The 26,336-nt window shown below is 61.9% G+C and carries 26 protein-coding genes, 1 tRNA gene and 2 pseudogenes; 14 read left to right on the top strand and 15 right to left on the bottom strand.

Annotated features, from left to right (window positions below; translation table 11 throughout):
• Positions 1–245: 245 nt before the first annotated feature.
• The 3 genes from B015_RS0116500 to B015_RS0116490 form a co-directional block, all read right to left on the bottom strand.
• Entirely contained in the window at positions 246–695 is a 450-nt protein-coding gene (locus B015_RS0116500; protein WP_157632765.1) for a hypothetical protein, read from the bottom strand.
• A gap of 16 nt (positions 696–711) precedes the next feature.
• Positions 712–1,242, bottom strand: a complete 531-nt coding sequence (locus B015_RS0116495; protein ID WP_018428827.1) for a TIGR00645 family protein — start codon at positions 1,240–1,242, stop codon at positions 712–714.
• A 385-nt stretch (positions 1,243–1,627) separates the two neighbouring features.
• Positions 1,628–3,955: an OmpA family protein gene (locus B015_RS0116490; protein ID WP_018428826.1), complete on the bottom strand. Its 2,328-nt coding sequence runs from the start codon at positions 3,953–3,955 to the stop codon at positions 1,628–1,630.
• A 219-nt stretch (positions 3,956–4,174) separates the two neighbouring features.
• On the opposite strand from B015_RS0116490, the gene B015_RS0116485 reads away from it, so the two are divergent.
• Together B015_RS0116485 and B015_RS0116475 are read left to right on the top strand one after the other, a co-directional pair.
• Positions 4,175–4,621 (top strand): YcgN family cysteine cluster protein, encoded by a 447-nt coding sequence (locus B015_RS0116485; RefSeq protein ID WP_026227368.1) that lies wholly within the window; start codon positions 4,175–4,177, stop codon positions 4,619–4,621.
• A gap of 230 nt (positions 4,622–4,851) precedes the next feature.
• Positions 4,852–5,244 (top strand): hypothetical protein, encoded by a 393-nt coding sequence (locus B015_RS0116475; RefSeq protein WP_018428823.1) that lies wholly within the window; start codon positions 4,852–4,854, stop codon positions 5,242–5,244.
• Between the two features lie 313 nt (positions 5,245–5,557).
• On the opposite strand, the gene B015_RS0116470 is transcribed toward B015_RS0116475, so the two are convergent.
• Positions 5,558–6,274, bottom strand: a complete 717-nt coding sequence (locus B015_RS0116470) for an SIMPL domain-containing protein (protein ID WP_018428822.1) — start codon at positions 6,272–6,274, stop codon at positions 5,558–5,560.
• Between the two features lie 133 nt (positions 6,275–6,407).
• Between B015_RS0116470 and B015_RS0116465 the strand changes: the two genes are divergently transcribed.
• Positions 6,408–6,483: transfer RNA gene (locus tag B015_RS0116465), tRNA-Ile, on the top strand.
• 608 nt (positions 6,484–7,091) lie between these two features.
• On the opposite strand, the gene B015_RS0116460 is transcribed toward B015_RS0116465, so the two are convergent.
• Positions 7,092–7,745, bottom strand: a complete 654-nt coding sequence (locus tag B015_RS0116460) for a flavin reductase family protein (RefSeq protein WP_018428821.1) — start codon at positions 7,743–7,745, stop codon at positions 7,092–7,094.
• 4 nt (positions 7,746–7,749) lie between these two features.
• The gene (locus B015_RS31090; RefSeq protein ID WP_051091972.1) at positions 7,750–8,532 is read right to left on the bottom strand and encodes an aspartate/glutamate racemase family protein; all 783 of its coding nucleotides are present in this window, start codon (positions 8,530–8,532) and stop codon (positions 7,750–7,752) included.
• A 270-nt stretch (positions 8,533–8,802) separates the two neighbouring features.
• Between B015_RS31090 and B015_RS0116450 the strand changes: the two genes are divergently transcribed.
• Genes B015_RS0116450 through B015_RS0116430 form a run of 5 tightly spaced genes read left to right on the top strand, consistent with a single transcriptional unit; the run spans position 8,803 to position 14,251 of the window.
• On the top strand, positions 8,803–10,380 hold the full coding sequence (locus B015_RS0116450; protein ID WP_026227367.1) for an ABC transporter substrate-binding protein: 1,578 nt from the start codon (positions 8,803–8,805) through the stop codon (positions 10,378–10,380).
• A gap of 11 nt (positions 10,381–10,391) precedes the next feature.
• Positions 10,392–11,327 (top strand): ABC transporter permease, encoded by a 936-nt coding sequence (locus B015_RS0116445; protein ID WP_018428818.1) that lies wholly within the window; start codon positions 10,392–10,394, stop codon positions 11,325–11,327.
• Positions 11,318–12,226 (top strand): ABC transporter permease, encoded by a 909-nt coding sequence (locus B015_RS0116440; RefSeq protein ID WP_018428817.1) that lies wholly within the window; start codon positions 11,318–11,320, stop codon positions 12,224–12,226. The genes B015_RS0116445 and B015_RS0116440 overlap by 10 nt, the downstream gene beginning before the upstream one ends.
• Positions 12,219–13,214, top strand: a complete 996-nt coding sequence (locus B015_RS0116435) for an ABC transporter ATP-binding protein (RefSeq protein ID WP_018428816.1) — start codon at positions 12,219–12,221, stop codon at positions 13,212–13,214. The genes B015_RS0116440 and B015_RS0116435 overlap by 8 nt, the downstream gene beginning before the upstream one ends.
• The gene (locus B015_RS0116430; protein ID WP_018428815.1) at positions 13,214–14,251 is read left to right on the top strand and encodes an ABC transporter ATP-binding protein; all 1,038 of its coding nucleotides are present in this window, start codon (positions 13,214–13,216) and stop codon (positions 14,249–14,251) included. Before B015_RS0116435 ends, B015_RS0116430 begins: the two co-directional genes overlap by 1 nt.
• A 203-nt stretch (positions 14,252–14,454) precedes the next feature.
• Here the strand turns inward: B015_RS0116430 and B015_RS0116425 are convergent, their stop codons facing one another.
• Positions 14,455–15,252: a phytanoyl-CoA dioxygenase family protein gene (locus B015_RS0116425; RefSeq protein ID WP_018428814.1), complete on the bottom strand. Its 798-nt coding sequence runs from the start codon at positions 15,250–15,252 to the stop codon at positions 14,455–14,457.
• A gap of 86 nt (positions 15,253–15,338) precedes the next feature.
• Here B015_RS0116425 and B015_RS0116420 point away from each other — a divergent pair, with 86 nt between their 5' ends.
• Positions 15,339–16,262, top strand: a complete 924-nt coding sequence (locus B015_RS0116420) for a LysR family transcriptional regulator (RefSeq protein ID WP_018428813.1) — start codon at positions 15,339–15,341, stop codon at positions 16,260–16,262.
• 388 nt (positions 16,263–16,650) lie between these two features.
• Entirely contained in the window at positions 16,651–17,637 is a 987-nt protein-coding gene (locus B015_RS0116410; protein WP_018428811.1) for a murein L,D-transpeptidase family protein, read from the top strand.
• A 344-nt stretch (positions 17,638–17,981) separates the two neighbouring features.
• On the opposite strand, the gene arsK is transcribed toward B015_RS0116410, so the two are convergent.
• The 7 genes and pseudogenes from arsK to B015_RS0116380 all read right to left on the bottom strand — a co-directional run bounded on the left by arsK (position 17,982) and on the right by B015_RS0116380 (position 22,657).
• Positions 17,982–19,190, bottom strand: a complete 1,209-nt coding sequence (arsK, locus tag B015_RS31085) for an arsenite efflux MFS transporter ArsK (protein WP_018428810.1) — start codon at positions 19,188–19,190, stop codon at positions 17,982–17,984.
• A complete protein-coding gene (gene arsH / locus B015_RS0116400) occupies positions 19,187–19,912 on the bottom strand; it encodes an arsenical resistance protein ArsH (RefSeq protein ID WP_018428809.1) in 726 nt (241 codons plus the stop codon). Before arsH ends, arsK begins: the two co-directional genes overlap by 4 nt.
• Positions 19,893–20,306, bottom strand: a complete 414-nt coding sequence (gene arsC / locus B015_RS0116395; RefSeq protein ID WP_018428808.1) for an arsenate reductase (glutaredoxin) — start codon at positions 20,304–20,306, stop codon at positions 19,893–19,895. Before arsC ends, arsH begins: the two co-directional genes overlap by 20 nt.
• A complete protein-coding gene (gene arsB, locus B015_RS0116390) occupies positions 20,303–21,364 on the bottom strand; it encodes an ACR3 family arsenite efflux transporter (protein WP_018428807.1) in 1,062 nt (353 codons plus the stop codon). The genes arsC and arsB overlap by 4 nt, the downstream gene beginning before the upstream one ends.
• Positions 21,365–21,368: 4 nt before the next feature.
• A pseudogene (gene arsN2, locus B015_RS33880) lies at positions 21,369–21,758 on the bottom strand (arsenic resistance N-acetyltransferase ArsN2); the annotation flags it as partial.
• A 45-nt stretch (positions 21,759–21,803) separates the two neighbouring features.
• A pseudogene (locus B015_RS33875) lies at positions 21,804–22,307 on the bottom strand (arsenate reductase ArsC); the annotation flags it as partial.
• Positions 22,304–22,657 (bottom strand): metalloregulator ArsR/SmtB family transcription factor, encoded by a 354-nt coding sequence (locus B015_RS0116380; RefSeq protein WP_018428805.1) that lies wholly within the window; start codon positions 22,655–22,657, stop codon positions 22,304–22,306. The pseudogene B015_RS33875 and the gene B015_RS0116380, both read right to left, overlap by 4 nt.
• A 42-nt stretch (positions 22,658–22,699) precedes the next feature.
• On the opposite strand from B015_RS0116380, the gene B015_RS0116375 reads away from it, so the two are divergent.
• Both B015_RS0116375 and B015_RS0116370 read left to right on the top strand, forming a co-directional pair.
• Positions 22,700–23,233: a DUF6428 family protein gene (locus B015_RS0116375; RefSeq protein WP_018428804.1), complete on the top strand. Its 534-nt coding sequence runs from the start codon at positions 22,700–22,702 to the stop codon at positions 23,231–23,233.
• 181 nt (positions 23,234–23,414) lie between these two features.
• A complete protein-coding gene (locus B015_RS0116370) occupies positions 23,415–24,332 on the top strand; it encodes a DMT family transporter (protein WP_018428803.1) in 918 nt (305 codons plus the stop codon).
• A 51-nt stretch (positions 24,333–24,383) separates the two neighbouring features.
• Here B015_RS0116370 and B015_RS0116365 read toward each other — a convergent pair whose 3' ends face one another.
• Complete coding sequence (locus tag B015_RS0116365; protein ID WP_018428802.1) at positions 24,384–24,932, bottom strand: GNAT family N-acetyltransferase; 549 nt, start codon at positions 24,930–24,932, stop codon at positions 24,384–24,386.
• Positions 24,933–25,302: 370 nt separating this feature from the next.
• On the opposite strand from B015_RS0116365, the gene B015_RS0116360 reads away from it, so the two are divergent.
• Positions 25,303–25,626: a hypothetical protein gene (locus B015_RS0116360; RefSeq protein ID WP_026227365.1), complete on the top strand. Its 324-nt coding sequence runs from the start codon at positions 25,303–25,305 to the stop codon at positions 25,624–25,626.
• Positions 25,627–25,641: 15 nt separating this feature from the next.
• Positions 25,642–26,331, top strand: a complete 690-nt coding sequence (locus B015_RS0116355; RefSeq protein WP_018428800.1) for an outer membrane protein — start codon at positions 25,642–25,644, stop codon at positions 26,329–26,331.
• Positions 26,332–26,336: the final 5 nt, after the last annotated feature.

The following is a 26,336-nucleotide window of genomic DNA, read 5'->3' as shown; positions in this document are numbered from 1 at the left end:
ACCTTTCCTTCTCCCCCTGCGGGAGAAGGTGGATCGGCGCGCAGCGCCGAGACGGATGAGGGGTGTTGGCGGGTCGCACCTCCCGGCCCTCCGCTACGGCTCCGGGCGTTCGTCGTTGGAAAAGCCAAATCGTTGGCTTTTCCTGGCCTTCGGCCACTACTCCTCACCCCACAAGGGGAGAAGGAAAGATCGCGCCGTCTGGCTTCTCCAATTCCCATTAGCCTTCGGTCGCCGGCCCGGGCAGCCTAGCGGCGCCTGTCGCTGAAGAGCAGCGTGGCGCCCGTCGCGGCCAGGGCGACGCCGATGACCAAGGGCGGGACGAAATAGGCCAGGGCCTCGGTGTCGTGCCAGGCAAGGCGGAAGCCGTTGCACCCCGTCGGCGACATGCCGCAGGCGAAGGCATTGAGCCAGATCCAGCCGGCAAAGGTGGCCGCGCAGAGCAGGGCTCCGACAACGACCAGTGCATAGCTCAGCAGGCGCAGTGGAGCCTCCCTGACAAGGCGTGGCAACAGGAACGGAGACGGCTTCCGTTCGATATCTGTCTGCCGGAAAAGATTGAACAAATTCAGCCTTGTCGACGCATCTGCTGCGAAACTGAATCCGTCCGAGCCTAGAGCGTTTCCGCTTTTCTTCGAATTGCGGAAACCCTCTATCTCTTTGTTTTGCGCACTTCCGGACGGAAAACCGCTGCGCACTTTTCCTGGAATTGCTCTAGATGCTCGGGCCGTCGTCGCCCTTCTTGGCGCCCTTGGTCAGGCCGGTGAGGCGGTCGATATAGGCAAGCAGCAGGGCCGACAGCACGAAGGTGAGGTGGATCAGCGTCAGCCACATCAGCTGTTCGGAGGTGTATTGCTGGTGGTTGAGGAACACCTGCAGCAGATGGATCGACGAGATCGCAACGATCGTCGAGGCGACCTTGATCTTGAGCGAGCTGATGTCGATGGTGCCGAGCCAGTGGACCTCGCCGTCATGGTCGTCGAAGCGGCTGACGAAGTTCTCGTAGCCGGAGATGATGACCATCACCACGAGCGAGGCGACAAGTGCCGCATCGATCAGCCCCAGCACCTTCAGGATGGTGTCGGTGTCGTCGAGCACCATCACCTTGACGGTGAAGTCGTAGAGCTTCTTGACGAAGGACAGGGCGTAGATGCCGAGCGCTACGGCAAGGCCGAGATAGAACACCACGAGCAGCCAGCGCGAGGCGAGAATGACGGATTCGATGGCGAGTTCGAGGCGTTTCATCAGACGTCCGAAGTTTTGCGGTTTGGGGAAAACTGGCGATTGGGTGAGGAATTGTGCCGCACGAATGCAACAGGCGGCCGGATAAAACAAGGCCCGGCCGCTGGAGGGGGGATTCGGCCGGGCCTGTGTCTCCTAATGGTGCCGGAGACGGACGGGGCAGGGAACCACGTCACGTTCAAGGTGGCATCAAAATCCAGCGAATCAATGGCGAAAGCCTGTTGCTCGCGTGATTGTTACCGGCGGCATCAGGTCAAATGTGGCAGCCCCGACCGGTGCGAAACCCTGCCGGGGCTGGTCTTTACAGGCACGGGCACGATGACGAACTGAATCATTGTGCCCGTGCAACCCTTTGTTTCCGCGCGGAAACCTCCGCGCGGACGCGCTGTCAGTTGGCGTTGGCGCTGGCGACGGGCGCCACAAGCGGCGTGATGCGGCGGATGGCGACGCGGCGGTTTTCGCGCTCGCGGGCCTCCGTCTTCACCTTGAGGTAACGCTCGCCATAGCCTTGCGTCGTCAGGTTCTCCGGCGGGATGCCGAAGACATTGGTCAGCGCATCGGCGACGGACTCGGCGCGACGATCCGACAGCGCCAGGTTGGCGACATCGGAGCCGACGGCGTCGGTGTGGCCCTCGATCAGGAAGGTCTCGGCCGGGTTCTTCTTCAACAGCTTCTCGATCGCGTTGGCGACGCCCTCGAGCTTGGCGACCTCGTCCTCGGAGATCGAGGCCGAGCCGAACTCGAAGTTCAGCGTGTCGAGATCGACGCGCCGGGCGATGTCGCGGACACGGGCCGAACGCTTGACCTCGTCGACCGAGTAGAGGCGCTTGACGCGTTCCACCGGCGGACGCTCGAGGAAGTCATAATAGGCCTCGGGATCGTCAACATATTGCGCATCGAGGATGTATTGCTGGCGCGGGATGCGCAGCTGGAGCGGGGGCAGGTCGAGGCCCGGATCGCGCCATTCGTCCATGTCCTGGTAATACTGGTCGTCGACGTAGTTCAGCACATATTCGCGGCCGTCCGGCGTGATGCGCGAGCGGCGGACGATGTCGCCGTAGCGGTTGCGCACGGTGATGATCTGGTTGCCGTTGTCGCGGACGATGACCTCGCGGGTGCGTCCGCCCGGCAGCTCGTCATAATAGACCTCCTGGGCGTCGCGCGTCATGCGCGGACGGTCGTTGCTCTCGACGATCACCTGGTTGTTGATCTGGATGATGATGCGGTCGCCGATCTCGCGCAGCACTTCGGTGCCTTCCGGCCGCGGACGGCGGCGGATGTCGAAATCGGGAGCCTTGTCGAGGCGGGTGCCCTGTTCGGCGATGACCGGCTTGATCTCGACCGGCTGGGCCGCTTCCTGGGCGGTCTTGTCGTCGGTGGGCGGCGGTCCGAGATCGACAGGCTGCGGCTGCTGGGCAGGCTGTTCGCCCGTCTGGCCCTGTTCGCCTGATTTGCCGGGCTTGCCGCGCGCCGGCTTCTGGCCGGCCTCGACGGGGGCGACCTCTTCCTTCTGGCTGTCGAGGATCGGCGCATCGTTCGGATTGGCCGGCTGCTCGCGCTGCATGGTCGGACGTTCTTCGACCTGCTTGGCCGGCTGTTCGCCCGTTGCGGGCTGCTCGGCGGTCGCAGGCTTTTCGCCCGTAGCCGGCTGTTCGGCAGTTGCAGGCTTCTCGCCTGTTGCTGGCTGTTCCGCCGTGGCCGGCTTTTCTGCCGGCTGGCCAGACGACTGTTCGCCGGCCGGCTTTTCGCCCTCGGCAGGCTTTTCGGCCGGCTGTGCGCCCTCGGCAGGCTTTTCGCCCGTTGCAGGCTGTTCCGTCGCCGGCTGCTCGGCAGGCTTGTGCTTGCCGGGCTTCTTGCCCTCGACTGGGGTTTCGCCCGACGGGGTCGGGGTGGGAACCTGCTCAGGCGTTATTTCTGCCGGCTTTTCCGCCGGCTTCTCGGCCTGCGGCTGCGGTTCTGGCTGAGGCGCCACCTCGGGCGTCTCGACCGGCTTGGTTTCCTCGGCCGGAGCCTTTTCCTTCTTGTTGTGCTTGGGCGCCGGCTGCTCGGCCTGCGGTTCAGGCTGGGGCGCTACCTCAGGTGTCTGGGCCGGCTGTTCGACAGGGGCCTCGGCTGCCGGCTGGCGCTTTTTGTGCTTGGGCTGCTCAGCCTGGGGCTGTTCGGCCTGCGGCTCGGGGGCCGCCTCCTGAGGAGCGGCTTCCTCGACCGGCTGACGCTTCTTGTGCTTGGGTTGTTCGGCCTGCGGCTCGGGAGCGGCCTCCTGCGGGGCTGCTTCCTCGACCGGCTGGCGCTTCTTGCGCTGCGGCTGTTCGGCCTGCGGCTCTGGGGCAGCTTCCTGCGGGGCTGCTTCCTCGACCGGCTGGCGCTTCTTGCGCTGCGGCTGTTCGGCCTGCGGCTCGGGGGCAGCTTCCTGCGGGGCTGCTTCCTCGACCGGCTGACGCTTCTTGCGCTGCGGCTGCTCGGCCTGCGGTTCGGGCGCCGGCTGTTCGGCCTGCGGCTGCTGGCGGGGCTCGGGCGCCTGCTGGCCGCCGCCCTGGCGCGCGGCGCAGGCCTCGGCCGATTCGCCTTCCTGGCATTCGGCCTGCACGCGCACCAGCGGCAGTGCCTGACTGTTCGTCGATGCCATGCCCGATGGCAGCGGCATGGCGCCCAACGGCGCGGACGCCATGAACAGGCCGATAGCCGTGCCTGCGAGAATCCGTGGTTGGCGTTTCATTGCTGGAAGTCTCCTCAAAAGGTGTCCCGTCCCCGCCCAAACAGGTGGAACCGGTAATGGTTCCGCCCGCCAGTCGCATCGTTTAGGGGCATTTGCCCGACAGCAACATGGCAATATCGTGACTTCACTGAACTGGCGATGAACACAAAACCTGCATTCGCCCGGCGTGAGGCCCGCATGCGCTTGACGCGGGATGCGATGCGCGCCACATGCCAGACCATGGATGAGCCGTACTGGAAAACCACGCCCCTGGAGGCGATGAGCCCCGCCCAATGGGAGGCGCTGTGCGACGGCTGCGGCAAATGCTGCCTGTCCAAGCTCGAGGACGAGGACACCGGCGAGATCTACTGGACGAGCGTCGGCTGCCGCCTGTTCGACGGCGCCACCTGCCGCTGTTCCGATTATGCCAATCGCCTCGCGCGCGTGCCTGACTGTGTCGGGCTGACGCCCGCCAATGTGCGCACCATCTCCTGGCTGCCCGGCACCTGCGCCTATCGCCTGGTCGGCGAGGGCCGCGATCTCTACTGGTGGCACCATCTCGTCTCGGGCAGCCGCGAGACCGTGCATGAGGCCGGTATCTCGGTGCGCGGCAAGCTGACCGCGCATGAGGACGAGCTCGCCGAGCCCGAGGACTATTTCGATCACATGCTCGACCAAGAGCCCTGATCTTTTTTCCTTATCTTGCCGACATTGCCCTGACTTTTGCCCTGCCGGAGCGCAGCGTCCGCGCCCGAGCCTACGCCTGTGTTCTCCAAAAGAATCAAAAAAATCAAAAACATGGCGGATGAACCGAAAATGAACGTGCGGTTCGACATCGGTTCAGATGGCCAGGTGCATTGTCTGGTCATCGCTAGGCAACAACGGCCTGACGCCCCCGAATTCAAGGAGAAGACCTCATGAACAAGTTCACGACCGCCGCTCTTTCGGCTCTCATTGGTCTCGGCACGCTGGCCGCCATCCCGGCCTCGGCCCAGGCAGACGGGCTTTACCTCAATCTCGGCCAGGGCGAGCCGCGCGTCGGCGTGTTCGTTCAGGACAACAACCGCTGGGACAACCGCCGCGACAATCGCTGGGGCAACCGTTGGGACAATCGTCGCCCCGACCAGGGCCGCTGGGATCGCCGCTGCACGCCCGACCGGGCGCTGGACAAGGCCGACCGCATGGGCCTGCGCCGCGCCCGCATCGCCGATGTCGGCCCGCGCACCATCACGGTCGCCGGCCGCAAATATGGCGAACGCGTCGCCGTCACCTTCGGCCGCGCCCCGAACTGCCCCGTGGTTCGCTGGTAAGCCGTTGCCGGTAAGCCGGGCGCTGGCAACCGAGCGCCGGTAGCAAGATCGTCGCCCGCGGACGCGGGCGCCGGATAGTGGGGAGCCCCCGGGACAGCGGGTGCGGCTCCAGGCAAAAACCCTGGAGGCTCGGCCTCCGGGGTTTTTCGCGTCTTGGGACTTCACTGCTCCGATGCAATGGACTCGGAAAAGGGGCGGGCTCGGAAAAAAGGGCGGCGCCCGGAAAGCAGAAGGGCCCCGCGCGATGCACGGGGCCCTGTCCAGGATATCACCAGGGCAACCGTGCGCTGCACGAGCCCCCGGGGAAAAAGAATCAGTTCTTCATTTCGAAGGTGACGTTGACCTGCACGCGGTAGGCGTTCTCGCCGGCCTGAACAGGGGCTGCCGCACCGGCTGCGCGGTCGAAGGCCTTGGCTTCGATCGGCATCGGCGGCGGCGCATAGGACTGGTCGGTGATCTCGACGACGCGGCCGAGGCTGACGCCGGCGGCTTCGGCCAGGACCTTGGCCTTGTCGATGGCGTCGGCAACCGCAAGCTTGCGCGCCTCGGTGATGGTCTTGGACGGATTGTCGTTGGTGAAGGTGATGCCGCCGCCCTGGTTGACGCCGAGCGACACGGCCTTGTCGAGCACTTCGCCTGTCTTGGCGACGTCGCGGACGCGCACGGCGAGCGTGTTGGTGACCTGGTAGCCGATCAGTTCGGCGGTCTGGGTGCCGTCGGGCTTGTTGGTGTAGTTGTAGCGCGGCGAGATCTGGATGCCCGAGGTCTGCAGGTCGCGTTCAGCGATGCTTGCCGCCTTCATTGCGGCGATGACCGCGGCCATGGCGTCGTTGTTGGCGTCGAGCGCTTCCCGGGCGGTCTTGGCCTCGCGCATCACCGACAGCGACAGCAGCGCCAGGTCGGGGGCCACGGTGGCCTGGCCTTCGCCCATCACGATGATGCGCGGCGAGGGCTGGTTGTCGGCATGGGCGACAGCTGCCGGAAGCGCGAGCGTTGCGGCAAGCAGTGCTGCCATGTATTTGCGATTCATAATATTCTCCATTCTGGAAGGCCCTTCCGGGAAGGTGAACTACTGTTGGATTATGGGTGCATTGCGGCAACGTGCAAGCTTGCTGAGAAGATGTCTTGTGCCCGCCCGAAAAAGCCACTATCCAGCCCGCGTGGGGCCTGTAGCTCAATGGTTAGAGCCGGCGGCTCATAACCGCTTGGTTGGGGGTTCGAGTCCCTCCGGGCCCACCAGAACCATCGCTTTGTCCCTGTGCGTTTTTGCCTACTTCTGTCGAAGCAAGGGCGCCTTGGGCCGCAACGGCATTTCATCTGCGGACCGAATTAGGCCTCTTTTCAGGCCTCGCCACCAATCCGTTCTGCCGAGATAAGGTGCCCTGGCGGCTCGCGTCGCCAGGGACGGACTCGCTATTAGCGGGGGCGGCTCCCCTCAGGACGTAAGATTGCTAGCCTTCTCCGCATTGCAAGTTTCCTGAGGGCCTGATGCTTGCGGAGGTGGCCGTCCATGCACCTTACGGTCCAGAGATGTGTCCGCCGGCCCATGACAGTTGGTTCGGGGAAGAGACCTTTGCGGATCAGTCTCCACATGTGGGCCTTTGACCAAGGGCAGTAGCCTAAACGTTTGAGATCGCTGTAGCGGAGCGTCGGAATCTCATCAAAAATGGATACCTTAGTCAGGGTTCATTTTTCCGGGTGTTCGACTTGAGCTCTTCCTCCGTTGGTTGTCCAAACTACTGATAGCGTTTGTCTAGGGGCGCTTGCATCCCTGCTGTTCTTACCCGAAGCTTGGAAGCGGTCTCTCCGCGATCAACTCGTATTCGGCCCTGAAGAGTTCCAGTTGGCTACGGATGCTTCCGCGGATCTTGAGGTGCTGGCTCAAATTCGTGATGCTGCAGGTCGACGGGCTTCTTCAACACAAACTGATTGTCAGCGACGATGTAGTTGTCGGCATGCAGGCGGGCGATCGGCTGATAGGCCTCGGGCCGCACATAGCGGCCTCGTTCGTCCAGGCATTCGTCGCGCACATACATCTGAATGACTTCGCCGATGACAATGATGCGGCGGCCGTAGTCGAGGATTTGGGACACCCTGCATTCCATGGCGCAGGGCGACTCGGCGATGCGGGGGGCGGCGACCTTGACTGCGGCTACGCTTGTCAGTCCGGCGAACTCGATCTCATCCACGTCGCTCGCGAAGTTGATGCCTGTGATGATCATCTCCCTGGCAATGGCCATGTCGACCATATGGACCACGAACTCTCCCGAACGCCTGATGTTGGCGACCGTGTCCTTGGCAGTCCCGTCAGGACGGGACTGCATGCCAAGGATCAGCAGCGGTGGTTCGTGCGAGAACACGTTGAAGAAGCTCATCGGGGCGGCATTGTTACAGCCGTGCTCGTCGACCGTCGTCACGAGTGCGATCGGGCGCGGGCCGACGAAGTTGCTGAGCAGGCGGTAGCGGTGCTGCTCCGGAAGTTCGGCGAAATCGAAATCCATCTGCCTATCCTAAAATCGCGAGGCGTTCTGTCTGTTGCGGGGCGGTGGCCGGAAACAGCCGGGCTGGAGCATAGGCCGAGAGCTTGCCCAGGTATGGCTTCGGCAACGGATAGGCGAGGTCGCCGATCTTGGATGTGCGAAGCCTCATGCCGACGAGGGCTTCTGCGAACTTCACCGATGCGGCAACGCCGTCGATGACGGGTACGCCAAGACGCTCTTCGAGATATTTCGCCAGGTCCGCCATGCCGGCACAGCCAAGGACGATGGCTTCCGACTTGTCGGTGCGAAGGGCCTCTTCACACTCGCCCAGGATGATGGCGCGGGCGCAGGATTCCGGCTCCTCGAGATCGAGGACTGCTACATCGGTAGCCCTGACCCGGCGACAATGGCGTTCCATGCCGTAGTTTCGCACCAGCTGCTCCGAGATTATTCGGGTCCTTTCAAGCGTGGTGACGATCGAAAAACTCGTGGCGACGAAGGTCGCGGCATGCATTGCGCACTCGGCGATGCCAAGGACCGGTGCCGCCGTGATCTCTCGTGCCGCGAGCAGCCCAGGGTCGCCGAAGCAGCCGATCACATAGGCATCGGCGGGGTTCCCCTCCAGTATTTGATCGATCGTGCCGAGAACGCTCAGCGCCTCGTCATAATGTCCTTCAATCGACACAGCGCCTGATCTGGATGTCGCGAGAACTATCTCCGTGCCCTGTGCTGCAACCGCTCTCGCTGCCGAACCCATGAGTTCTGTCATCGATGCCGTGGTGTTCGGATTGATCAGCTTGATCTGCATTTCTTCCCCTTCCTTGAGGCGCTTTTGGATCCCGCGTTTGTCGGTCGGCAGCGAGCTCGAAAGGTCGAATTCGCTCGCCTCAGATGCACGTTGAATCCTTCCTGCACACGGACTGTCGGCAAGATTGTCGACATAAAATTTCAAAATTGTCGCCCGTATTGACACATTATTGTACACATGCCATTTCTAATATGTCTATACAAAATAGCGCGGCTGCCGTAGCGGCAGCAACGACGTTCCGGGAACTTTAGAAGACGAGAGGAGTCTCTTATGTCATTGAATAGGCGTGCGTTTTTGCAGGCATCGTCCGCAGCTGTCGGATTGGCCGTGGCCCAGGCTGCCCTTACCAAGATCGCGTACGCAGAGGGTGCAAAGGGCACTCTGCGCGTGGCGATCGCCAAGCCTGCGGGCAATCTCGATCCGCAGAGCCATTTCGCCATCTGGGCGATCCAGGATCTCATGTTCGAACCGCTGGTGAAATACGGCAAAGGCGGCAAGATCGAACCGTGCCTTGCCACCGACTGGAAGCTCGAGGACGGGGGCAAGACGCTCAAGCTGACACTGCGCCAGGGTGTCACCTTCCAGGACGGCACCGTCTTCGACGCAACGTCCTGCAAGTGGAATCTCGATCGCTGGATGGGGAAGGATCAGTTCAGCTGGATGAACTGCTCCAAGTACTTCCAGTCGGCCGAGGTGGTTGACGACAATCATATCACCCTGCGGTTCAAGGAAGCTCCGCTCGCCTTGATGCAGGAACTCTCCTACACGCGGCCGACCCGCTTCCTGAGCCCCAAGTCAGTCGGTGCCGATGGCAAGTTCGTCGACCCTGTGGGCACCGGACCATGGCGCCAGGTCAGCGCCGACGACACCCAGAGCGTCTTCGAGCGCTACGACGGTTACTGGGGCGACAAGCCGTCCTATGAACGCCTAGAGGCAAAGGTCATTCCCGATCCGCGCTCGCGTGTCGCGGCCTTGCGCTCCGGCGAAATCGACCTGATTGGCGGCTTCTGGGTTGCGGGCCTGACACCCGTGGAAGCCAAGCAGCTCGATGCGGCCGGCGTGCCTGTCGTCATCGATCCCGGCAATGTCACGCTGGTGATGGCCTTCAATCCCGACCGGGCGGAAGCCCTCAAGGACCCGCTGGTGCGCAAGGCCATCAGCACCGGTATCGACCGTGCCGCCATCGCCAAGGCCCTATACCTCGGCTACGCCAGGCCGGCCGGCAACCTGTTCTCCGACGCACTTCCCTTGGCGGGCAAACAGTATGACGCTCCGGTCCGCGATGCGGCCGCGGCTTCCGCACTGCTCGATAAAGCCGGCTGGACCGGTGGTCCTGTCCGCTCCAAGGAAGGCAAGCCGCTGACCTTGGAAATGGTCGTCAGCCCGGAAGCCATTCCCGGCGCGCGGGTGGTGGCTGAGGTCATCCAGGCTGAACTCAAGGAGATCGGCATCGACCTGGTTATCCGTTCGGTCGACCATGCCTCGAAGCACACCGACATGCTCGAGAAGAAGTACGATCTCGGCTTCTTCCTCACCTACGGTGCTCCCTTCGAGCCGTTCGGCACCATCGTCGGCCTCTTCCTGTCGACGTTCAAGAACGACGTTGAAGGCAAGCTGGTAACCGATCCGGTCAATCTCGATCCGCTGATCAATGCTGCCGCATCGGCTTCGGAGGACAAGGTCGAAGGCGAACTGCAGAAATTCTACGACTGGCTGCGGGACAACGACGCGATCGCGCCGCTGATCTACGTCCCGACTATCTGGGCCCACTCCAAGCGGGTTCAGGGCTTCAGCACTGCGCCCACGGAATACGACATGCCGTACGAAAACATCGTGCTGGCCGACTAGGGGAGGTTGCGTTGATCCACTTCATCAGCAAGCGGCTGAAGCATTCCCTGGTCCTGCTCTTCATGGCTTCCCTGGTCTGCTTCACGCTCGTGGTTTCTGCCCCGGGCAATGTCGCCGTCCTGATTGCCGAGCTTCGGGGCGCGGTCGCGACCCCGGGCTACGTCGAACAAGTCGCCGAAGAGATCGGACTGAACAAGCCACTGCTGGTGCGCTATGTGGATTGGCTTGGCGACGCGGTCCGCGGAGATTTCGGCATCTCCTACCGGACGGGCCAGGCTGTCAGCGCAGACCTTCCGAAGCGCATGTTCGTGACTGGAGTCCTTGTCGCCGGCAGCGCGGTAATTGCCACCCTGCTCAGCCTGCTCCTCGGGTTTCTGGGTGCCTTCTGGCCCTACAAACTGCCAGACCGCGTTTCGCGCGGTCTGGCTCTCATCGGCGCGTCGACCCCGACGTTCTTCGTCGGCGCGCTGATGATCTATGGCTTCTCCGTCAGCTTTCAGCTGTTCCCGTCCTTCGGCTTCAACGGCCCCGAAAGCTGGATACTTCCGTGGCTGACGGTCGCGGTCCTGCCGGCAGCGGTGCTGAGCCGCATCGTGCGTGTCGGCCTGGAAGAGGCCATGACCAGCCCGTACGTGCTGACGGCGAAGAGCAAGGGGCTGGGCCGTACGGCCATCCTGTTTCGCGAGGCGTTGCCCAACATCACGCCCATCTTCATCAATGCGCTTGGCACCCAGGTGGGGCTGATGACGGCCACCGGCATCATCGTCGAGCCGCTCTTCGCCTGGCAGGGGGTCGGCGACTACTTTCTCGCCGGCGTGCGCTTCCGCGACTTCATGGTCGTGCAGGCCTGCCTGCTGATCTTCCTCACCTTCTTCATCGTGGTGAACCTGATCGTGGATCTTGCGGTCCTCATGACCGATCCCCGCATCCGGCGCCAATGGAGCTGATTATGACCAAACTCAAGCCTCTCTTCGCAGCACTGAACAAGATGCCTCGCGTGGCATTGATCGTCATCGGCCTGTTCGTCGCCCTGGGTACGTTTGCGCCCTGGCTCGCTCCACAGGATCCCAGCGCCCAGAACCTGCTTGCCGCCGGCGAGGGACCAAGCTTCGCCCATTGGCTCGGCACGGACCACCTCGGCCGCGATACACTCAGCCGCCTGATCATCGCCGCCAATACCTCGCTCGTCAGCGTTGGTTCGGTCCTCATCATAGCTATGACGGTCGGCATCCTGATGGGCACGATCGCTGGCTACCACCGGGGTTGGGTCGATGACCTCCTGATGCGTATCGTCGACGTGGGCCTGTCGATCCCGAGCCTGATCACCGCCCTTGCCGTCATCGGCATCGTCGGTCCCGGTTACTGGACTATGGTGCTAGCGCTTGCCTTGGCATGGTGGCCGATGAGCGGCCGCATCAGCCGTGGCGTTGCGGTCAGCATCATGAGCAAGCCGCATATCGAGGCCCTTCGGGTCCTGGGTGCCAGCCCATGGCGCATCTATTTCGGCCACCTGCTGCCCGGTACCATAGGTGCGGTCATGGTGTATGCGACAGCTGATGCGGGAACCGCAGCACTTGCAGTGGCCACGCTGAGCTTCCTCGGCCTCGGCATCCAGCCGCCCACGCCGGAATGGGGGCAGATGCTGGTCGACGCGCTGCCTTATCTCGAATCCGATCCCCGCCAGGTCATCCTGCCGGGCCTGGCACTGACGGCAGCTGTCATCGGCTTCAACACGCTCGGCGAAGCGATTGCACTCAACCGCATACCGAAGCCGCTCACCCGGCGGATGCTCGCCATGCGGCGCATCGAGGTCGCGGGCTGGGCCAAGGAGAATTCCGATGCATGACCAACCCCTTCTCAGCGTCAGCAACCTCACGGTCGATCTCCTGACTGCCAAGTCGGCCGTGCGCCCCGTCGACGGGGTCAGCTACACAGTCCGCCAAGGCGAATGCCTCGCCATCGTCGGCGAGAGCGGCAGCGGCAAAACGGTGATGAACTTCGCTCCGCTTGGGCTGATGCCCATGGGGGTGACGACCAATCTATCGGGCTCAGTGCGGTTCGATGGGCGCGAGTTAGTCGGACTTCCCGAGCCTGAGCTCCGCAAGGTCCGCGGCAAGTCCATCGGGTTCATCTTCCAGGACCCGATGAGTGCGCTCAATCCGGTTCGGCGCATCGGGCGCCAGATCGCCGAAATGGCGGAGCTCCACCTCGACATGACCCCGCGCGCTGCAGAGGCGCGGGCACTCGAACTGGTCAAGCTGGTGGGCATCTCGGACCCGGCTGCACGTCTTCGGCAATTCCCGCACGAACTTTCGGGCGGCCTGCGTCAGCGTATCGTGATCGCCATCGCCTTGGCGGGAGAGCCAAAGCTGCTGATTGCCGACGAACCGACGACGGCCCTCGATGTGACCGTGCAGGCCCAGATCCTGCGCCTGCTCAAGGACCTGCAACAGCGGCTCAACATGGCGATGGTTCTGATCACGCATGACATGGGCGTGGTTGCGGGCGCTGCCGACAACATCGTCGTCATGTATGCAGCGAGGGCTGCGGAACGTGGCCCTGTGGACAAGGTTCTGGTCACGCCGCGACACCCCTACACGAGGGGGCTGATCAACGCGATCCCGCGCAGAGAAGACCCGATTGGCTCGGAGTTCCGCGGGCTTCCCGGCATCCCGCCGACGCTCGGAGCGCCCATCAGGGGCTGTGCCTTTGCGCCGCGCTGCGATCTCGCGATCCCAGCATGCACGGCAGCCCGTCCTCCACTCGTGCAGTCAGTCGACAGCGCCGTCGTCGTTGCCTGCCCGGTCGTCAACCAAGGAAAGGCAGCAGCGTGATGCACGGGCCTGTTCTGAAAGTCGAAAACCTGCAGACGCGGTTCAAGAGCGTGCAGCGGGGCAAGTTCGTCCATGCCGTCGATGACGTTTCCATCGAACTGTATCCGGGTGAGATTGTTGGTCTGGTCGGCGAATCCGGCTGCGGGAAATCCACGCTGGGGCGCACGATCGTCGGCCTTGAAAAGGCAAACTCTGGTCGCGTCCTTCTCGATGGTGTCGACCTGAGCACGCTTTCCGGCTCGGCGCTGCGCGCCAGCCGCAGGGCACTCCAATACGTGTTCCAGGATCCGTACTCGTCGCTGAACGATCGACAGACGGTCGGCGAGGCCATCGATGAAGCCTTGTTGATCGATGGTGTGAAGTCGCAGGCAGATCGTGATCGGCGGACCAAGGAACTCCTCGATCAAGTCGGCCTCGCTGAAGCGGTCAAGGGTCGCCATACGCGAGAACTGTCAGGCGGTCAGCGCCAGCGTGTCGCCATCGCTCGTTCCCTGGCCGTCAATCCGAGAGTGCTGATCTGCGACGAACCCGTCAGCGCTTTGGACCTGTCGATCCGTGCCCAGGTCATGAATCTGTTCCTTCGGCTGCAGAAGGATTTGGGCGTGGCCTGTCTGTTCATCGCCCACGACCTCGAACTCGTCAGGCAGGCGGCTTCGCGCGTCTATGTCATGTATCTCGGCAAGATTGTCGAGCATGGGCCATCGCAGGAACTCTACGATCATCCAAGCCATCCGTACTCGCAGATGTTGTTGGCTTCGGTTCCCGAGGCTGACCCGATCGCCGAACGGCAGCGCAAGGCTCCGCTGATGATCGGCGAGGTGCCAAGCCCAACCAATCCGCCGTCCGGTTGCAGGTTCCGAACCCGGTGTCCCATGGCCGTCGGCGACTGTGCCCAGCAGGTTCCGCCGGCGTTCAAGCTATCGCCGGGGCATGACGCGGCATGCGTGTTTGCCAAGGATCTCCACCGCGGCAAGCGCTCAGCACTGCGGGAAGCCGAAGCCAATGCTGAACGCGTCGGTGCCCTGATCCCCTCCTGATCAGGCCCCGCGCGGCCATCCGGTGCGATGACCCAAGCGTGAGGCGCTATCGGCAGAATAGCGTCTCATGCCAGGCCCCTTGGCGAGCACCGGATGGCCTGCATTTCTAGGTGCTTCGCATCGCCTCTATTTCTCCGCCAGCGCATGTTTGAATGCACTACGGCCCAGCCGATGAGCTGGGCCGTTTGGCGAATGCCTGGTTGCTAGCGTTGGAAGATCACGGGAAACCAATCGTTGCGCAGCTTCTCGCCGGGCTTCATGCCATGGCCGGGAAATGGCGGAGACGTGCGGCCGGGCCGTTCCACGTAGTGAGCGTCGTCGCCGAGAAGCCGCAGCGAGAAGGCCCTGCGTCGCGATTTGCTCTCGTTGCCGCGGGCACCATGCAGGGTTTTGTAGTTGAAGGCGACCGCGTCGCCGGGCTCCATGGCCCATTCCAGGACTGTCATGCCTTCGGCATCGGGATCGGGCACTGGCATGTAAGCTTCGGCATCGGGATAGAAGTTCTGCTCTGACAGCCAGCGGGTCGGAAGTACCGGCTTCTCCCAAAGGTGGGAGCCGGCGACGCAGCGAAGGGAAGCCTCTTTGACCGGGTCGAGCGGCGACCAGAAGCTGACTGTCTGTTCGCCCTCGACAAAATAGTAGGGAGAATCCTGGTGCCAGGGAGTTGGCTTCGACGTTCCCGGTTCCTTGACCAGTACATGGTCGTGGAAGACCTGCACAGCGTTTGACTGCATCAGGTCGGCGGCGACTTCGGCTGCGGCCGACGTGCGGATGACATGTTCGAATTCTGGAATGCGCTGCCAGTTGCAGTAGTCATCGAAGAAGCGGCCGCCTTCGCCTGCCTTGAGGTTCTCAGCGGCATATTCTCCAGGCTCGGCCATGTTGGTCTCGACCCCCTTACGGAGAGCCTCAACGTGGTCGCGAAACAACCCCTTGATCAGCACAACGCCGTCGCGCCGATAACTGTCGATGTGGTCCTGAGTGATGAGCGGATGAGGCATTGCAGTCTCCCTGTTGATCCGGCCGGGATCATGCTGTGAGCCGCTTTTAAGTTCCAATAATCAATTCGGAAGCATAATATAATCTGATGCTATATCTGTCGCTTCGCCAACTGGAATACGTGGTGGCGGTCGCGCGTGCTGGCAGTCTCACCGTCGCTGCCCAGCAGGTGAACGTATCCCAGCCCGCACTTTCGGTCGCCATCACACAGGTCGAAAGGCATCTGCAACAGAAGCTGTTCCTGCGTCGGAAAGGTGTGCCTGTCACACTCACGGCCTACGGGCGGCTGTTCCTGTCGGATGCGGAAACCCTGCTGGCCGATGCGGCGCGGCTTGAAGACCCCAAGGGCCTCGGGCGAAGGCGGCTGGAGCGCGTCGTCTTGGGCATCTTCGACGACCTGGCACCAAGCCATCTTGCGCCTCTGCTCCGGTTGATGCGAGAGCAATTTCCAGAGGTAGAGGTCAGGACGAGGGTTGTCACATTTGAAGTGCTCGCGGAGGCCCTCCTGGCTGGCGATATCGATTTGGCGCTGACTTACGATCTCGGCCTGGATAGCAGTTTTCAGCGAGAACTCATCGCCCAGGTTTCGCCCCAGGCCTGGCTTCGACCGGACGATCCCTTGGCTATGATCAAGGAGATCAAGCTTGTCGACATAGCTGACCGCCCGCTGATCCTTTCCGATCAGGGCCTGTCCATCCGCCATATGGTCGGTCTGTTTCGGTCGCTCGGGCTGATGCCTCATGTGGCCCACAGGGCTGCCTCGGTCGAGGTGCTGCGCAGTCTGGCGGCAAACGGAGAAGGTGTAGGCATCAGCTACACGAATCCGGCAGGCGCGATCAGCTATGACGGCAAGGAACTGGTGCGGTTGCCGATCGTGGATGCGGAAGCACTAGAACCTATCGTGCTTGTTCATTGCGGACCGCAGCCTGAGCCTTTGCCTGATATCCGATCTGCCGTTCGAGCCGCCGCGTTAGTTGGGACGGGTCGCCCGGATCCAGGCGGCTCTGCCTGACCCGCTAACTGCGATCATTCATAGTCGGAGGAGCGCTTCCCTCGACACGGATGTGATTGAAGCTCAACGCGAACACGGTGACGACGAAGACGGCCAGTACCGCGAAAATGACCCAGTTCGAGCGCTTCCTTCTCTGTTGGATCGCCTGGGACTCCTTGGCACTCATTTCATTCAGTGATCCGTGCACGGCCAACCTCGACGTTAATCCTCTGTACTTGGGTCTATCCCAAGAGGCCGGCACTGTGCCGTCTATTTGCTGCGGTTCTTTGCCGCTCGCAAAGATGCTGGCGGAAACAATGCCTTAACCATGATCATTGGACACTAAGCGCACTGAGCGGAGATGCCGCATATCAGGGAGTGGTTCTTGCAGATGTTGAATGCCCTGAGAATGGGTTCGATTGCCGTACTCGCCGTCCTTTTGAGCAGCTGCGTTTCCAGCGTTCTTGAGGTCGATGGCAATGCGACGCAGCCTGTTCCTGCCGCTCTCAAGGCCGAGATGTCACGAAAGGCTATGTCGCCGTCGGCACCTATTCTCGTTCGCATCTTCAAGCAGGAAAGCGAACTGGAAGTATGGAAACGCGACCGGAACGGCAAGTTCGCGCTGTTGAAGACCTATCCGATGTGCAGATGGTCGGGCAAGCTCGGGCCCAAGACCCGCAACGGCGACCGCCAGGCGCCGGAGGGCTTCTATCACGTGTCCGCGGGGATGTTGAATCCTACCTCGCAGTACTATCTTTCCTTCAATTTAGGCTATCCCAACAGGCTCGAAGCCGCGCTGGGCTATACAGGCGAAGCGCTGATGGTGCATGGCGCCTGCTCCTCGTCCGGATGTTATGCGCTTACCGACCAGGGTGTTGCCGAGATCTACGCAGTCGCGCGTGAGGCCCTGGGTGGAGGGCAAGGGTCCTTCCAGGTCCAAGCGTTCCCCTTTCGCATGACACCTGAAAACATGGCGAAGAACCGGTCCGATCCAAATTTTGCGTTCTGGACGGATCTCAAGCAGGGCTACGATATATTCCAGGTGACCCGTCGACAGCCGAAGGTCTCGTATTGCGGTGGGCGATATGTGTTCGATCAGGAGTTTGACGGAGGCGACCCGAGCGATGTTCTTGCCTCATGTCCGCCCGCATCAAATGGGGCAGATTCCGTGGTTGCGGCCAGGACGCAGGCCGATCGCGTCGCCATGGAGAACCTCGTGTCGGCTGGCGTTGCGCTTTCCGCCCACTCATATGCCGACGGCGGAATGCACCCGAGCTTTCGCAAGTTGCTCGAGCGCAATGGGCAGGCAGACCTGGCGAAGCGTACGTCCTTGACCGCTGTGCCGATCAGTCGCCCAGAAGCAGCCCTTGCCGATCCGCACTCGCCGGGAGATTGACCCAGCGTTCGACTTGGACGGCTTCGTGCTCCAGCAAAGTGGACGCACGTGGATGCGCCTCAAGGCCTTTGTCGACAGATGCGATATCGCCTGCGCTGGTGGCCCAGGCCAGGATTGCGTGATCTTCAAAGACTTGGCGCATGAAACCGGTTGCCGCGGCTGTTGAACTCGTCGGCTGTGACGGTGTCCCGGGGCGGCTTTCGAGCCCGCACTTACGGGCTTCGTGATGCTGACCGCCTGGAAGATACCGCCCTGGATCGTAGTTCTCCTATTGGCGACAGGTGGCGCTGGTTTGCAGGTCTGTTGAGGGACATGAGGAATGCCCGCGTCATGGCAACTTGGGACTATTCTTCGCCAATTGCCGCTGTTTCCTGTGGAACGAGCGCATAGATGGCCGCGAAGCCCACGATGGCAAGAGTGCCGGCCGTAGCGGTGAATCCGAGTGATAGGGATGTCCCGAACAGGGCCATGCCATATGCAAGGGCGAAGGGGGCCGTTGCAGATACGATCAGGCGTGCGGCCGTGACGCGTCCCTGAAGCCCTCCATAACCTTCGCTTCCGAACAGCATGAGCGGCAGCGTTCCAGACACGATGCTGAAGAGCCCGTTCCCCAGGCCGAACAGCACCGCAAACGCGATTGCTCCCGCGACGGCCGGGGCCGAAGCCACCAAGGTCACGATGGCGAGCGTCATCAGGCCTGCTGCCGTCAAGGCGAGGACTACGGGTGACAGCTTGCCGCCGAACACCATGTTCGTCAGGCGGCTGAGCACCTGCGCCGGGCCGAACAGCGTGCCCACGATCGCTGCCGACGCGCCCAGACCTAAACCCGAAAGCAGTGGCACCATGTGGACAAGGATGGCAGCTCCGACGAGCGACTGAAGGGAGAAAGCCGTCACCAACAGAACGAAGCCCAAGCGTCGGGTGCGGGCCTCGAGACGACCGCGAACCGGGACGGAGACACTCTGGGTTTTCATCCGACTTTGCGTCAGTTCGCGTGCCAGCCATGCGTGAAGGGGCAGGCAAACAACGAGGTTGAGGGCGGCGAAGCTCAGATAGACATGCTGCCACGGCATCTGGGCGTGTAGGGCTGCCGTGATCGGCCAGAAGATCGTCGATGCAAACCCGCCAATCAGGGTCAGGTACGTGATGCTCCGCTGGGCCACCTGGGGTCGGATTTGAACCAGCAACGCAAATGCCGCACCATACTGGACGAGGTTCGCGGCGATCTCGACGACGATCAGTGCAAGGACGAATGTGGTTCTTGTGGGAGCCAAGGCACAGGCAACGAGGCCCGCAGAAGCCAACACCGAGCCGACTGTCATCAGTCTGCCGGCACCAAATCGATCGATCCAGGCGCCGAGCAAGGGGGCTAGCAGACCGCCCGCCAACAAGGCGACGGACAGGGCACCGAAGACCCACTCCACGGACCAGTCGAAATCCCGGGCGATATCCGCTGCGAGAATGCTGAATGCGTAATAGAGCGTCCCGTAACCGATGATCTGCGTAACGCCGAGGGCGACGATGGCGGCGGTCGGCGTACGCTCGGCAGTCATATGGATTTCAGGCTCACTCGCTTCTCCAGCTTGGCAAGGCTTTCCTTGCGCTCGCTGTAGCGGTCGGTGAGATGGTCCGAAATGCCACGGGTCAACAAGGTGAACTTCATCAGTTCTTCCATCACGTCGACGACCCGGTCATAGAAGGAGGAGGGTTTCATGCGCCCGCCTTCGTCGAATTCCTGCCATGCCTTGGCGACGGAGGACTGGTTCGGGATGGTCACCATGCGCATCCACCGACCGAGGATTCGCATCTGGTTCACGGCGTTGAAGGACTGCGAGCCGCCTGAAACCTGCATGAGCGCCAGGGTCCGCCCCTGTGTTGGCCGGATGGCCCCGCCCGGCAAAGGTATCCAGTCTATTTGAGACTTCATGACTGCACTCATGGCACCATGCCGTTCAGGGCTGGTCCACACCTGGCCCTCCGACCAGAGCATTGCTTTCCGCAATTCCTGAACCTTGAAATGCTCGGCCGGCGCATCGTCGGGAAGGGGCAGGCCATTCGGATGATAGATGCGCGTTTCCGCGCCCATCGCATCCAGGATGCGCTGGGCCTCAAGCGTCAGGAGCCGACTGTAGGAGGGCTCCCGATTTGAACCGTAGAGCAGGAGAATACGGGGCTTATGGGGCGGGAAGGCCGCCTTCAGCGCATCGGCATCAGGCATGCGGAACGCATGGCGCTCCAGATTGGGCAATTCCATTTCAGCGGCGGTCTTTATCATATGCGACGACTTCGCCGTCTTCCTTGGTGAAGGTAGTAACCGGATTGTCGAGGAGGTCGAGGACTGCTTCGGACGGCCGACAAAGTCGGGTGCCTTTGGGCGTTTCCACAATCGGACGGTTGATCAGGATCGGGTGTGCCATCATGAAGCCGATCAGCTGGTCATCCGTCCACATGGGGTCGGACAGTCCGAGCTCGCCATAGGGCGTGCCCTTTTCCCGCAACAGGGCCCGTGGCGACATGTTCATCGCCGCCAGCAAGGCCACCAGCTTTTCACGGGTTGGTGGCGACTTCAGGTATTCGATGACCGCCGGGTCCTCACCACTGGCGCGGAGCAGTTCGAGCGTGTTGCGTGAGGTGCCGCAGCCTGGGTTGTGATAGATCGTGACGGTCATTGGACGCTCCCGGTTTCGATGGGTTGCTTGTGGGCGATGCCGCGCTCGTACCAGCCCTTCGACCGGTTCACGATCCAGACGACCGACAGCATGACAGGCACTTCGACCAGCACGCCGACGACGGTGGCGAGGGCAGCACCTGAGCTGAAGCCAAACAGGCTGATGGCAGCGGCGACGGCCAGTTCGAAGAAGTTGGATGCACCGATCAGGGCGGACGGCCCGGCCACGCAGTGCTGCTCTCCGGAAATCCGATTGAGCAGGTAGGCGAGCCCCGAATTGAAGTAGACCTGGATCAGGATCGGCACCGCCAATATCGCGATGACCAGCGGCTGGGCGATGATCTGTTCGCCCTGGAAGCCGAACAACAGGACCAGTGTTGTGAGGAGCGAGACGAGCGACATCGGCTGCAGGACGTGGAGCACGCGGTCGAGTGCTTTCTGTCCGCCGCGGCCGAGCAGGCTGCGCCTGACGAACTGGGCGATGACGACAGGGATGACGATGTAGAGAACAACCGACAGGACCAGCGTGGCCCACGGAACGGTGATCGCAGAGAGGCCGAGCAGCAGGCCGACGATTGGAGCGAAGGCCACGACCATGATCGCATCGTTCAGGGCCACCTGGGACAAGGTGAAATGCGGCTCGCCTTTGGTCAGGTTCGACCAGACGAAGACCATGGCCGTACATGGTGCCGCTGCCAGGATGATCAGGCCGGCAATGTAGGAGTCGATCTGGTCGGCAGGCAGATGAGGGCGAAACAGCCAGCCGATGAAGAACCAGCCGAGCAGCGCCATGGAAAATGGCTTCACTGCCCAGTTGATGAACAGGGTCACGCCAATCCCGCGCCAATGCTGGCCGACTTCGCGCATGGCCGAGAAGTCGATCCTGAGCAGCATCGGAATGATCATCAGCCAGATCAGCAAGGCCACCGGTATGTTGACCTTGGCAATCTCGGCCGCCCCGATCGCGTGGAAGATGCCGGGGAAGAGGTGGCCGAGCGCAACGCCAGCGACAATACATAGCGCGACCCAAAGGGTCAGATAACGTTCGAATATGGACATTGGATCAGACCTGGAGCTGCTTGGTCAGGATAGTTGCCGAGGCCGGGCACAGGGATGCTGCTTGCCTGGTTCTGAGGATCGCCTCCGGCACGGAACTCCGATCGACGGGAGCAAAACCCAGCCGTTCGAAGAAGCGAGCAGCCGATGTCGTGAGAAGATAGACTTGCCGTGCGCCGCCCTGCTTGGCCTTGTCCATGAGTAGGCTGGTGGCGCTCTCGCCTATTCCATGGCCTTTCAGCGACGGCAGCACGACGATCGAGCGCAGCAGAACGTTGCTGCCAACGGTCTCATATCCGCAGAAGCCAACGGTCGAGTCACCTCTCACGACACGGAAGAAGCTGCGTCCGTCCTCCGTCAGGTCATCGATGGGCAGACCTTCAACCGACAAGGCCGTCGCCAGGTCTGCAGACGATCCTTCGACGGGCTGCAGCCGAATGCCGGCAGCACCTTCAATGGTGCCGATCTTTCGCAGCTGGCGCTCCAGCGCCATGCGGTCGATCGATGACATTGGCAGGCTGAGAAACGCACTGATGCGGTTCTTCATGAAGCGGGCTGCCGTCGAGAAAGCCCGCTCCTTATCGATGTCGCTGCCTTCCACGGCTGCGGGATCTTCTATACCCCAATGAGCCGTCATGGGCTGTCCCGGCCAGACAGGGCAGGCCTCGCCAGCTGCGCTGTCGCAGACGGTGAAGACGAAGTCCATTTGCGGTGCGCCCGGGGCCGCGAACTCATCCCAAGACTTCGACCTGAATGCTTCGGTCGAATAGTCCATGGCCGCAAGCACCTTCAGCGCATACGGGTTCACCGTCCCTTTGGGGTGGCTGCCCGCTGAGAATGCATTGAACCGTCCAGCGCCTTCCTTGCGCAGTACTCCGTCTGCCAGGATGGAACGGGCGGTATTGCCCGTGCAAAGGAATAGGACGTTGTAGGTGCGCTCGCTCATTGAGTGCGTTCCTTCGCCGGAGTGCAGCAAGCGGCAGCGTTGACGACTGGCGAGCAGATCTCGGGGCGGCCGGAGCAGCAGTCTTCCATCAGGAAGCGGATCAGGCCGCTGATTGCGTCATACTCGGCGTTGTAGATCATTGAGCGGGAATCCCGCCGGCCGGCAACGAGCCCAGCCCGTTCCAACTCCTTCAGGTGAAAGCTGACGTTCGAGGCAGAGACCTCTGCGTTCTCCGCGATCGTGCCGGCTGCAAGTCCGTCTGGGCCGGCGACGACCAGCATGCGCAGGATGCGGAGCCTGGTTTGTTGAGACAGTGCCCCGAAGGCGGTGAGGGCTTGACGCTCATCCATATTTCAATAATCCTAGAAATGTCAAAATGAGGAGTAGCCGACATGAACGCGCTTGGCAAGGATGATGTTGTAGCCACAGTTTTGCCGGACCCGGGCGAGGCGACGATCGGGAGCCTTCTGGGCTTCTTTGCCTGCCATCCGAAGCATCGCGTGACCTTCAGGTATGACGGCAGGACTGCCCGGCCCGGCTATCACGTGACCGAAGTCAAGGCCGGCGCGTTTGCCGCGCTCGACTGCGGGGCAAACCCCGAATCCTGGGACGAGATCTTCGTTCAACTCTGGGATGTCGACGACTCGCCCGAACAAATGACCGCGGGCAAGTTCTCAGCGATCGTCCGGAAGGTGACCGAACACGTCGCCCTCGACATGGATGCGAGGCTGACATTCGAGGTCAGTGATGGAATCCTGCCAATGCAGCTTCATCGGGCTGCCGCGCCAGAGGCAGTGGAAGACGAAATCGTCGTCGAGCTTTCCCCGCGCCCGGCGAGCTGCAAGCCCAGGGACCGGTGGCTTGCTGAGCAGAGCAAGTCGGCATCGGGATGCTGCGGTTCCGTCAGCGCGAAATGCTGCCAATAGGCGTTCAGTTGATGGCTATGCCCGTTGCTGGTACCAATAGTCGATCAGGAGATATCGGCTAGAAACGGATGCCCAGACCTCCAAGAAGACCCGGTTACGACCGCTGTGACGCGGAATGCGGCGCTGAACGCTAGGCCGTTCGCCGCATTCGCTGTCGTAACCACTTCTGGAGTTTGCCATCATGCGCCGTTCGCTGCGCTTACCTCCTGCTGCCCTCTTGGTTGTTGCTTGCGCCCTTTGGGGGGCGGCAACCGTCTTGAACAAGGCGCTTCTCGGGTCGATCAACCCTGTTACGCTTCTCGTCCTTCAATTGGCTCCAAGCGCCCTCGTGCTCTGGCTGGCCGTTCGCTGGATGAGCTGCCCATTCCCCAGGCGGTCTCTTCTGCTGCCGCTGATCGCACTTGGCGTTCTCAATCCAGGCATTTCCTACACGCTGAGCTTGATGGGACTTGCACGGACTTCGGCGAGCGTGTCGTCGCTGCTGTGGGCTGCCGAACCTTTGATGATCCTTGGACTGGCTGCCCTGATCCTAGGAGAAAAGGTCACCAGGAGCCTGGTGCTGGTGATGTTGCTTGGCGCATTCGGGGTTGTCCTTGTGGCCAACGTCGGTGGGGGAGGCGGAGCCCTTCTCGATCTCGGTGGGACCCTTCTGCTGTTGGGAGGAGTACTGTGCTGTGCGTTCTACACGGTGTTCTCTCGCAGAATAGGCGAGCATGTCGATCCAGTACTTGTTGTCGCCGTGCAGCAATCCGCCGGGCTGGCTTGGGCTCTGGCGGTTTTGGTCGCCGATACGCCGTTTGGTTCGATTGAAGATATCCTCGCCATTCCTGGAGGCCTTCTGGTGGCTTCGGCAATTTCGGGGCTTCTTTACTACGCCGCTGCCTACTGGCTCTACATATCAGCATTGCGCTCGGTCCCCGCTGCGGTAGCGGGTAGCTACTTCAACGTAATTCCGATATTCGGCATTGCGCTTGCCTACGCCTTCCTTGGCGAAACGTTGGAGCCCATCCAATGGCTTGGTGCGGGCGCAATTCTCGTGTCGGCCTACATGCTGGTCCGGCTCACCAACGGCATCGGAGCCGAACGACCAGCAGAATGACGTGAGGCGGTCGTCGACGCGGGCAGGAAGGAGGTGTCCGCGTCTGGTCGCCTATTGAACTTCAGCGTGCCAGGGCGCGAGATGCTTCATGAAGTAGACGGAGGCCTTCGGAGCTCCGAAAGGGTCGACGAAGTGGTTCGGAACGACACCGATTTCGTCCCAGCCCAGCCGGCGGTAGAGCCGTTCGCTCGTCCCACCTTGAACCGTGTCAAGGATCAGCAGCGAGCGGCCCCGCCGGCGAGCTTCCAATTCGAGCGCCTCCATCAAGGCCGAGCCGACACCACGCCTTTGCGCCCGTCGGTGGACCAAAAGCTTGTAGACTTCTGCCCGGTGCCGCGCATTGGGTTCAGGTGAGAGGTAGAGCTGCACGGTGCCTATGACCTGACCTTCGTCCATTGCACAAATCAGCAGTCGCTCGCCATCCGCGACTGACCCAAGTGTGCTTGTCCAATATGCCCGTGCCTGATCGCCGGAGAATGGGAGAACGAAGCTGATGAGTGCGCCGTCTTCGACGCTTCCGATCAATATCTCCTCGAGCCTGGGCAGATGCATCTCCGCTCCGGCCGCCGTGAGAATTTGAATCGTGAAATCCGATTTCATGGATAGTGTTTCGCCAATCCAGCCCATCGTTGGCGCACCTGTCGTTTTGTCCCCGCACACATTGAGTGCATGTGCACTAGCGTGCCCGTCAAGGCACCCTATGCTTCGCCGGCAAGTGCGTTGCGGGCTGCGTAGAGTTCGGTCGTGAAATCGCCGACCAGGGTCGAGTTGACACCGTCTGGCGGTCGCAGGATCAGTGCCCGGAAATGGACCGCCGGCTCTTCGTCAAGCCGACCCTGGCTGATTGGTGCGTGGCTTCAGCTTCGTGGACCTGCTGCGTTGACCGGCCTCAGCGGCAGCTTCCCGCGCTGCAGCGGCGCGCCGCCGCCATCCGATCATCGTGCAGGACGAGGCGGTGAGAGGCAGCGCGATGTTCACCAGTTGCCGGTCCCGCGAGCTGGACAAGGCTGCTGCCACCGTCGTGCTCGCCGAGCGTTTGCAGCATGCAGAGGCGTCGCTGGCGACTTGTGTGGCGCAGGTTGATGGCGTCGGCAAGGCTCTATGGGCGGTCGGGAGGCTGCTCTTGGCTGCCGCAGCCGGCAGCGGCTGCCTGATATGCAATCACCAGCCGTCCGCCACCCTGACCATTCTACCTGGGTCGAAAGTGCCTGTTGTGTTTCAGCAACGCGCCAAAGTGAGTTCAGGATGGGACTATAAATTTCCCGACCACGTGGTAATTTCTACTGGGGGGTAAGTCCGGAGAACTGCTGTGAAAAAGTTTTTGCTAGCGAACGTTTTCGTGCTCGGGCTGTCAGGCATTGCCTCCGCGGCCGATGCGGTCGTGCTTGAGCCAACTCCCGAAGTTTTGCCGGCAGGTTTTGTTTGGACAGGCGGATACGTCGGTCTTCAGGCAGGATATGGCTGGGGCGATGGTGACCTGTCGACCAATCCCGTCGGACCTACGGCGCCTGCGGATATCGATGGTTGGTTGGGTGGCGTCTATGCCGGCTACAATCACCAACTGGCCAACAACATCGTGGTCGGCATTGATGCCGATATTGCGTGGTCAGGCATTGATGGCTTTGGCCAAGGGTTGACCTCGGGCGTTCCAGTGGCTGGCGCGGGCATAGACTACGAGTTGAATTGGACCGGCGCTGTGCGCGCGAAACTCGGATATGCGGTCGATCGGTTCTTGCCGTACATCTCAGGCGGCGTGGCATTTGCCGGAGCTGACGCAACCGTCTTCACCGGCGGTTCGCCAACTGTGAAATTCAGTGACACGCTTGTCGGATGGACGGTGGGTGTAGGTGTTGAATATGCCTTCACCGATAGTCTGATTGGTCGGGCCGAGTACAGATACACGGATTATGGTGATCTGGACTTCACCGATGTGGGCGGAAGCGGCAGCTTCGGCTTCAAGACGAGCGATGTTCGTGTCGGGTTGGCATACAAGTTCTAAACCAT

It is taken from the genome of Hoeflea sp. 108 (genome assembly GCF_000372965.1).
GTDB lineage: Bacteria > Pseudomonadota > Alphaproteobacteria > Rhizobiales > Rhizobiaceae > Aminobacter.
This window is presented reverse-complemented; position numbering and strand designations above follow the sequence as displayed.

Excerpts from the sequence above, each read along its gene's own strand:
- B015_RS0116475 (WP_018428823.1), top strand. The coding sequence starts at position 4,852 with ATGAACAAGTTCACGACCGCCGCTCTTTCGGCTCTCATTGGTCTCGGC.
- B015_RS0116425 (WP_018428814.1), bottom strand. The coding sequence starts at position 15,252 with ATGCCTCATCCGCTCATCACTCAGGACCACATCGACAGTTATCGGCGC.
- arsC (WP_018428808.1), bottom strand. The coding sequence starts at position 20,306 with ATGACCGTCACGATCTATCACAACCCAGGCTGCGGCACCTCACGCAAC.
- B015_RS0116460 (WP_018428821.1), bottom strand. The coding sequence starts at position 7,745 with ATGGATTTCGATTTCGCCGAACTTCCGGAGCAGCACCGCTACCGCCTG.
- arsH (WP_018428809.1), bottom strand. The coding sequence starts at position 19,912 with ATGATAAAGACCGCCGCTGAAATGGAATTGCCCAATCTGGAGCGCCAT.
- B015_RS0116470 (WP_018428822.1), bottom strand. The coding sequence starts at position 6,274 with ATGAATCGCAAATACATGGCAGCACTGCTTGCCGCAACGCTCGCGCTT.
- B015_RS0116370 (WP_018428803.1), top strand. The coding sequence starts at position 23,415 with ATGCGCCGTTCGCTGCGCTTACCTCCTGCTGCCCTCTTGGTTGTTGCT.
- B015_RS0116485 (WP_026227368.1), top strand. The coding sequence starts at position 4,175 with ATGGATGAGCCGTACTGGAAAACCACGCCCCTGGAGGCGATGAGCCCC.
- B015_RS0116375 (WP_018428804.1), top strand. The coding sequence starts at position 22,700 with ATGAACGCGCTTGGCAAGGATGATGTTGTAGCCACAGTTTTGCCGGAC.
- B015_RS0116360 (WP_026227365.1), top strand. The coding sequence starts at position 25,303 with ATGTTCACCAGTTGCCGGTCCCGCGAGCTGGACAAGGCTGCTGCCACC.
- B015_RS0116420 (WP_018428813.1), top strand. The coding sequence starts at position 15,339 with ATGCTATATCTGTCGCTTCGCCAACTGGAATACGTGGTGGCGGTCGCG.
- B015_RS0116410 (WP_018428811.1), top strand. The coding sequence starts at position 16,651 with ATGGGTTCGATTGCCGTACTCGCCGTCCTTTTGAGCAGCTGCGTTTCC.
- B015_RS31090 (WP_051091972.1), bottom strand. The coding sequence starts at position 8,532 with ATGCAGATCAAGCTGATCAATCCGAACACCACGGCATCGATGACAGAA.
- B015_RS0116435 (WP_018428816.1), top strand. The coding sequence starts at position 12,219 with ATGCATGACCAACCCCTTCTCAGCGTCAGCAACCTCACGGTCGATCTC.
- B015_RS0116450 (WP_026227367.1), top strand. The coding sequence starts at position 8,803 with ATGTCATTGAATAGGCGTGCGTTTTTGCAGGCATCGTCCGCAGCTGTC.
- arsK (WP_018428810.1), bottom strand. The coding sequence starts at position 19,190 with ATGACTGCCGAGCGTACGCCGACCGCCGCCATCGTCGCCCTCGGCGTT.
- B015_RS0116430 (WP_018428815.1), top strand. The coding sequence starts at position 13,214 with ATGCACGGGCCTGTTCTGAAAGTCGAAAACCTGCAGACGCGGTTCAAG.
- B015_RS0116365 (WP_018428802.1), bottom strand. The coding sequence starts at position 24,932 with ATGAAATCGGATTTCACGATTCAAATTCTCACGGCGGCCGGAGCGGAG.
- B015_RS0116490 (WP_018428826.1), bottom strand. The coding sequence starts at position 3,955 with ATGAAACGCCAACCACGGATTCTCGCAGGCACGGCTATCGGCCTGTTC.
- B015_RS0116380 (WP_018428805.1), bottom strand. The coding sequence starts at position 22,657 with ATGGATGAGCGTCAAGCCCTCACCGCCTTCGGGGCACTGTCTCAACAA.
- B015_RS0116440 (WP_018428817.1), top strand. The coding sequence starts at position 11,318 with ATGGAGCTGATTATGACCAAACTCAAGCCTCTCTTCGCAGCACTGAAC.
- B015_RS0116495 (WP_018428827.1), bottom strand. The coding sequence starts at position 1,242 with ATGAAACGCCTCGAACTCGCCATCGAATCCGTCATTCTCGCCTCGCGC.
- arsB (WP_018428807.1), bottom strand. The coding sequence starts at position 21,364 with ATGTCCATATTCGAACGTTATCTGACCCTTTGGGTCGCGCTATGTATT.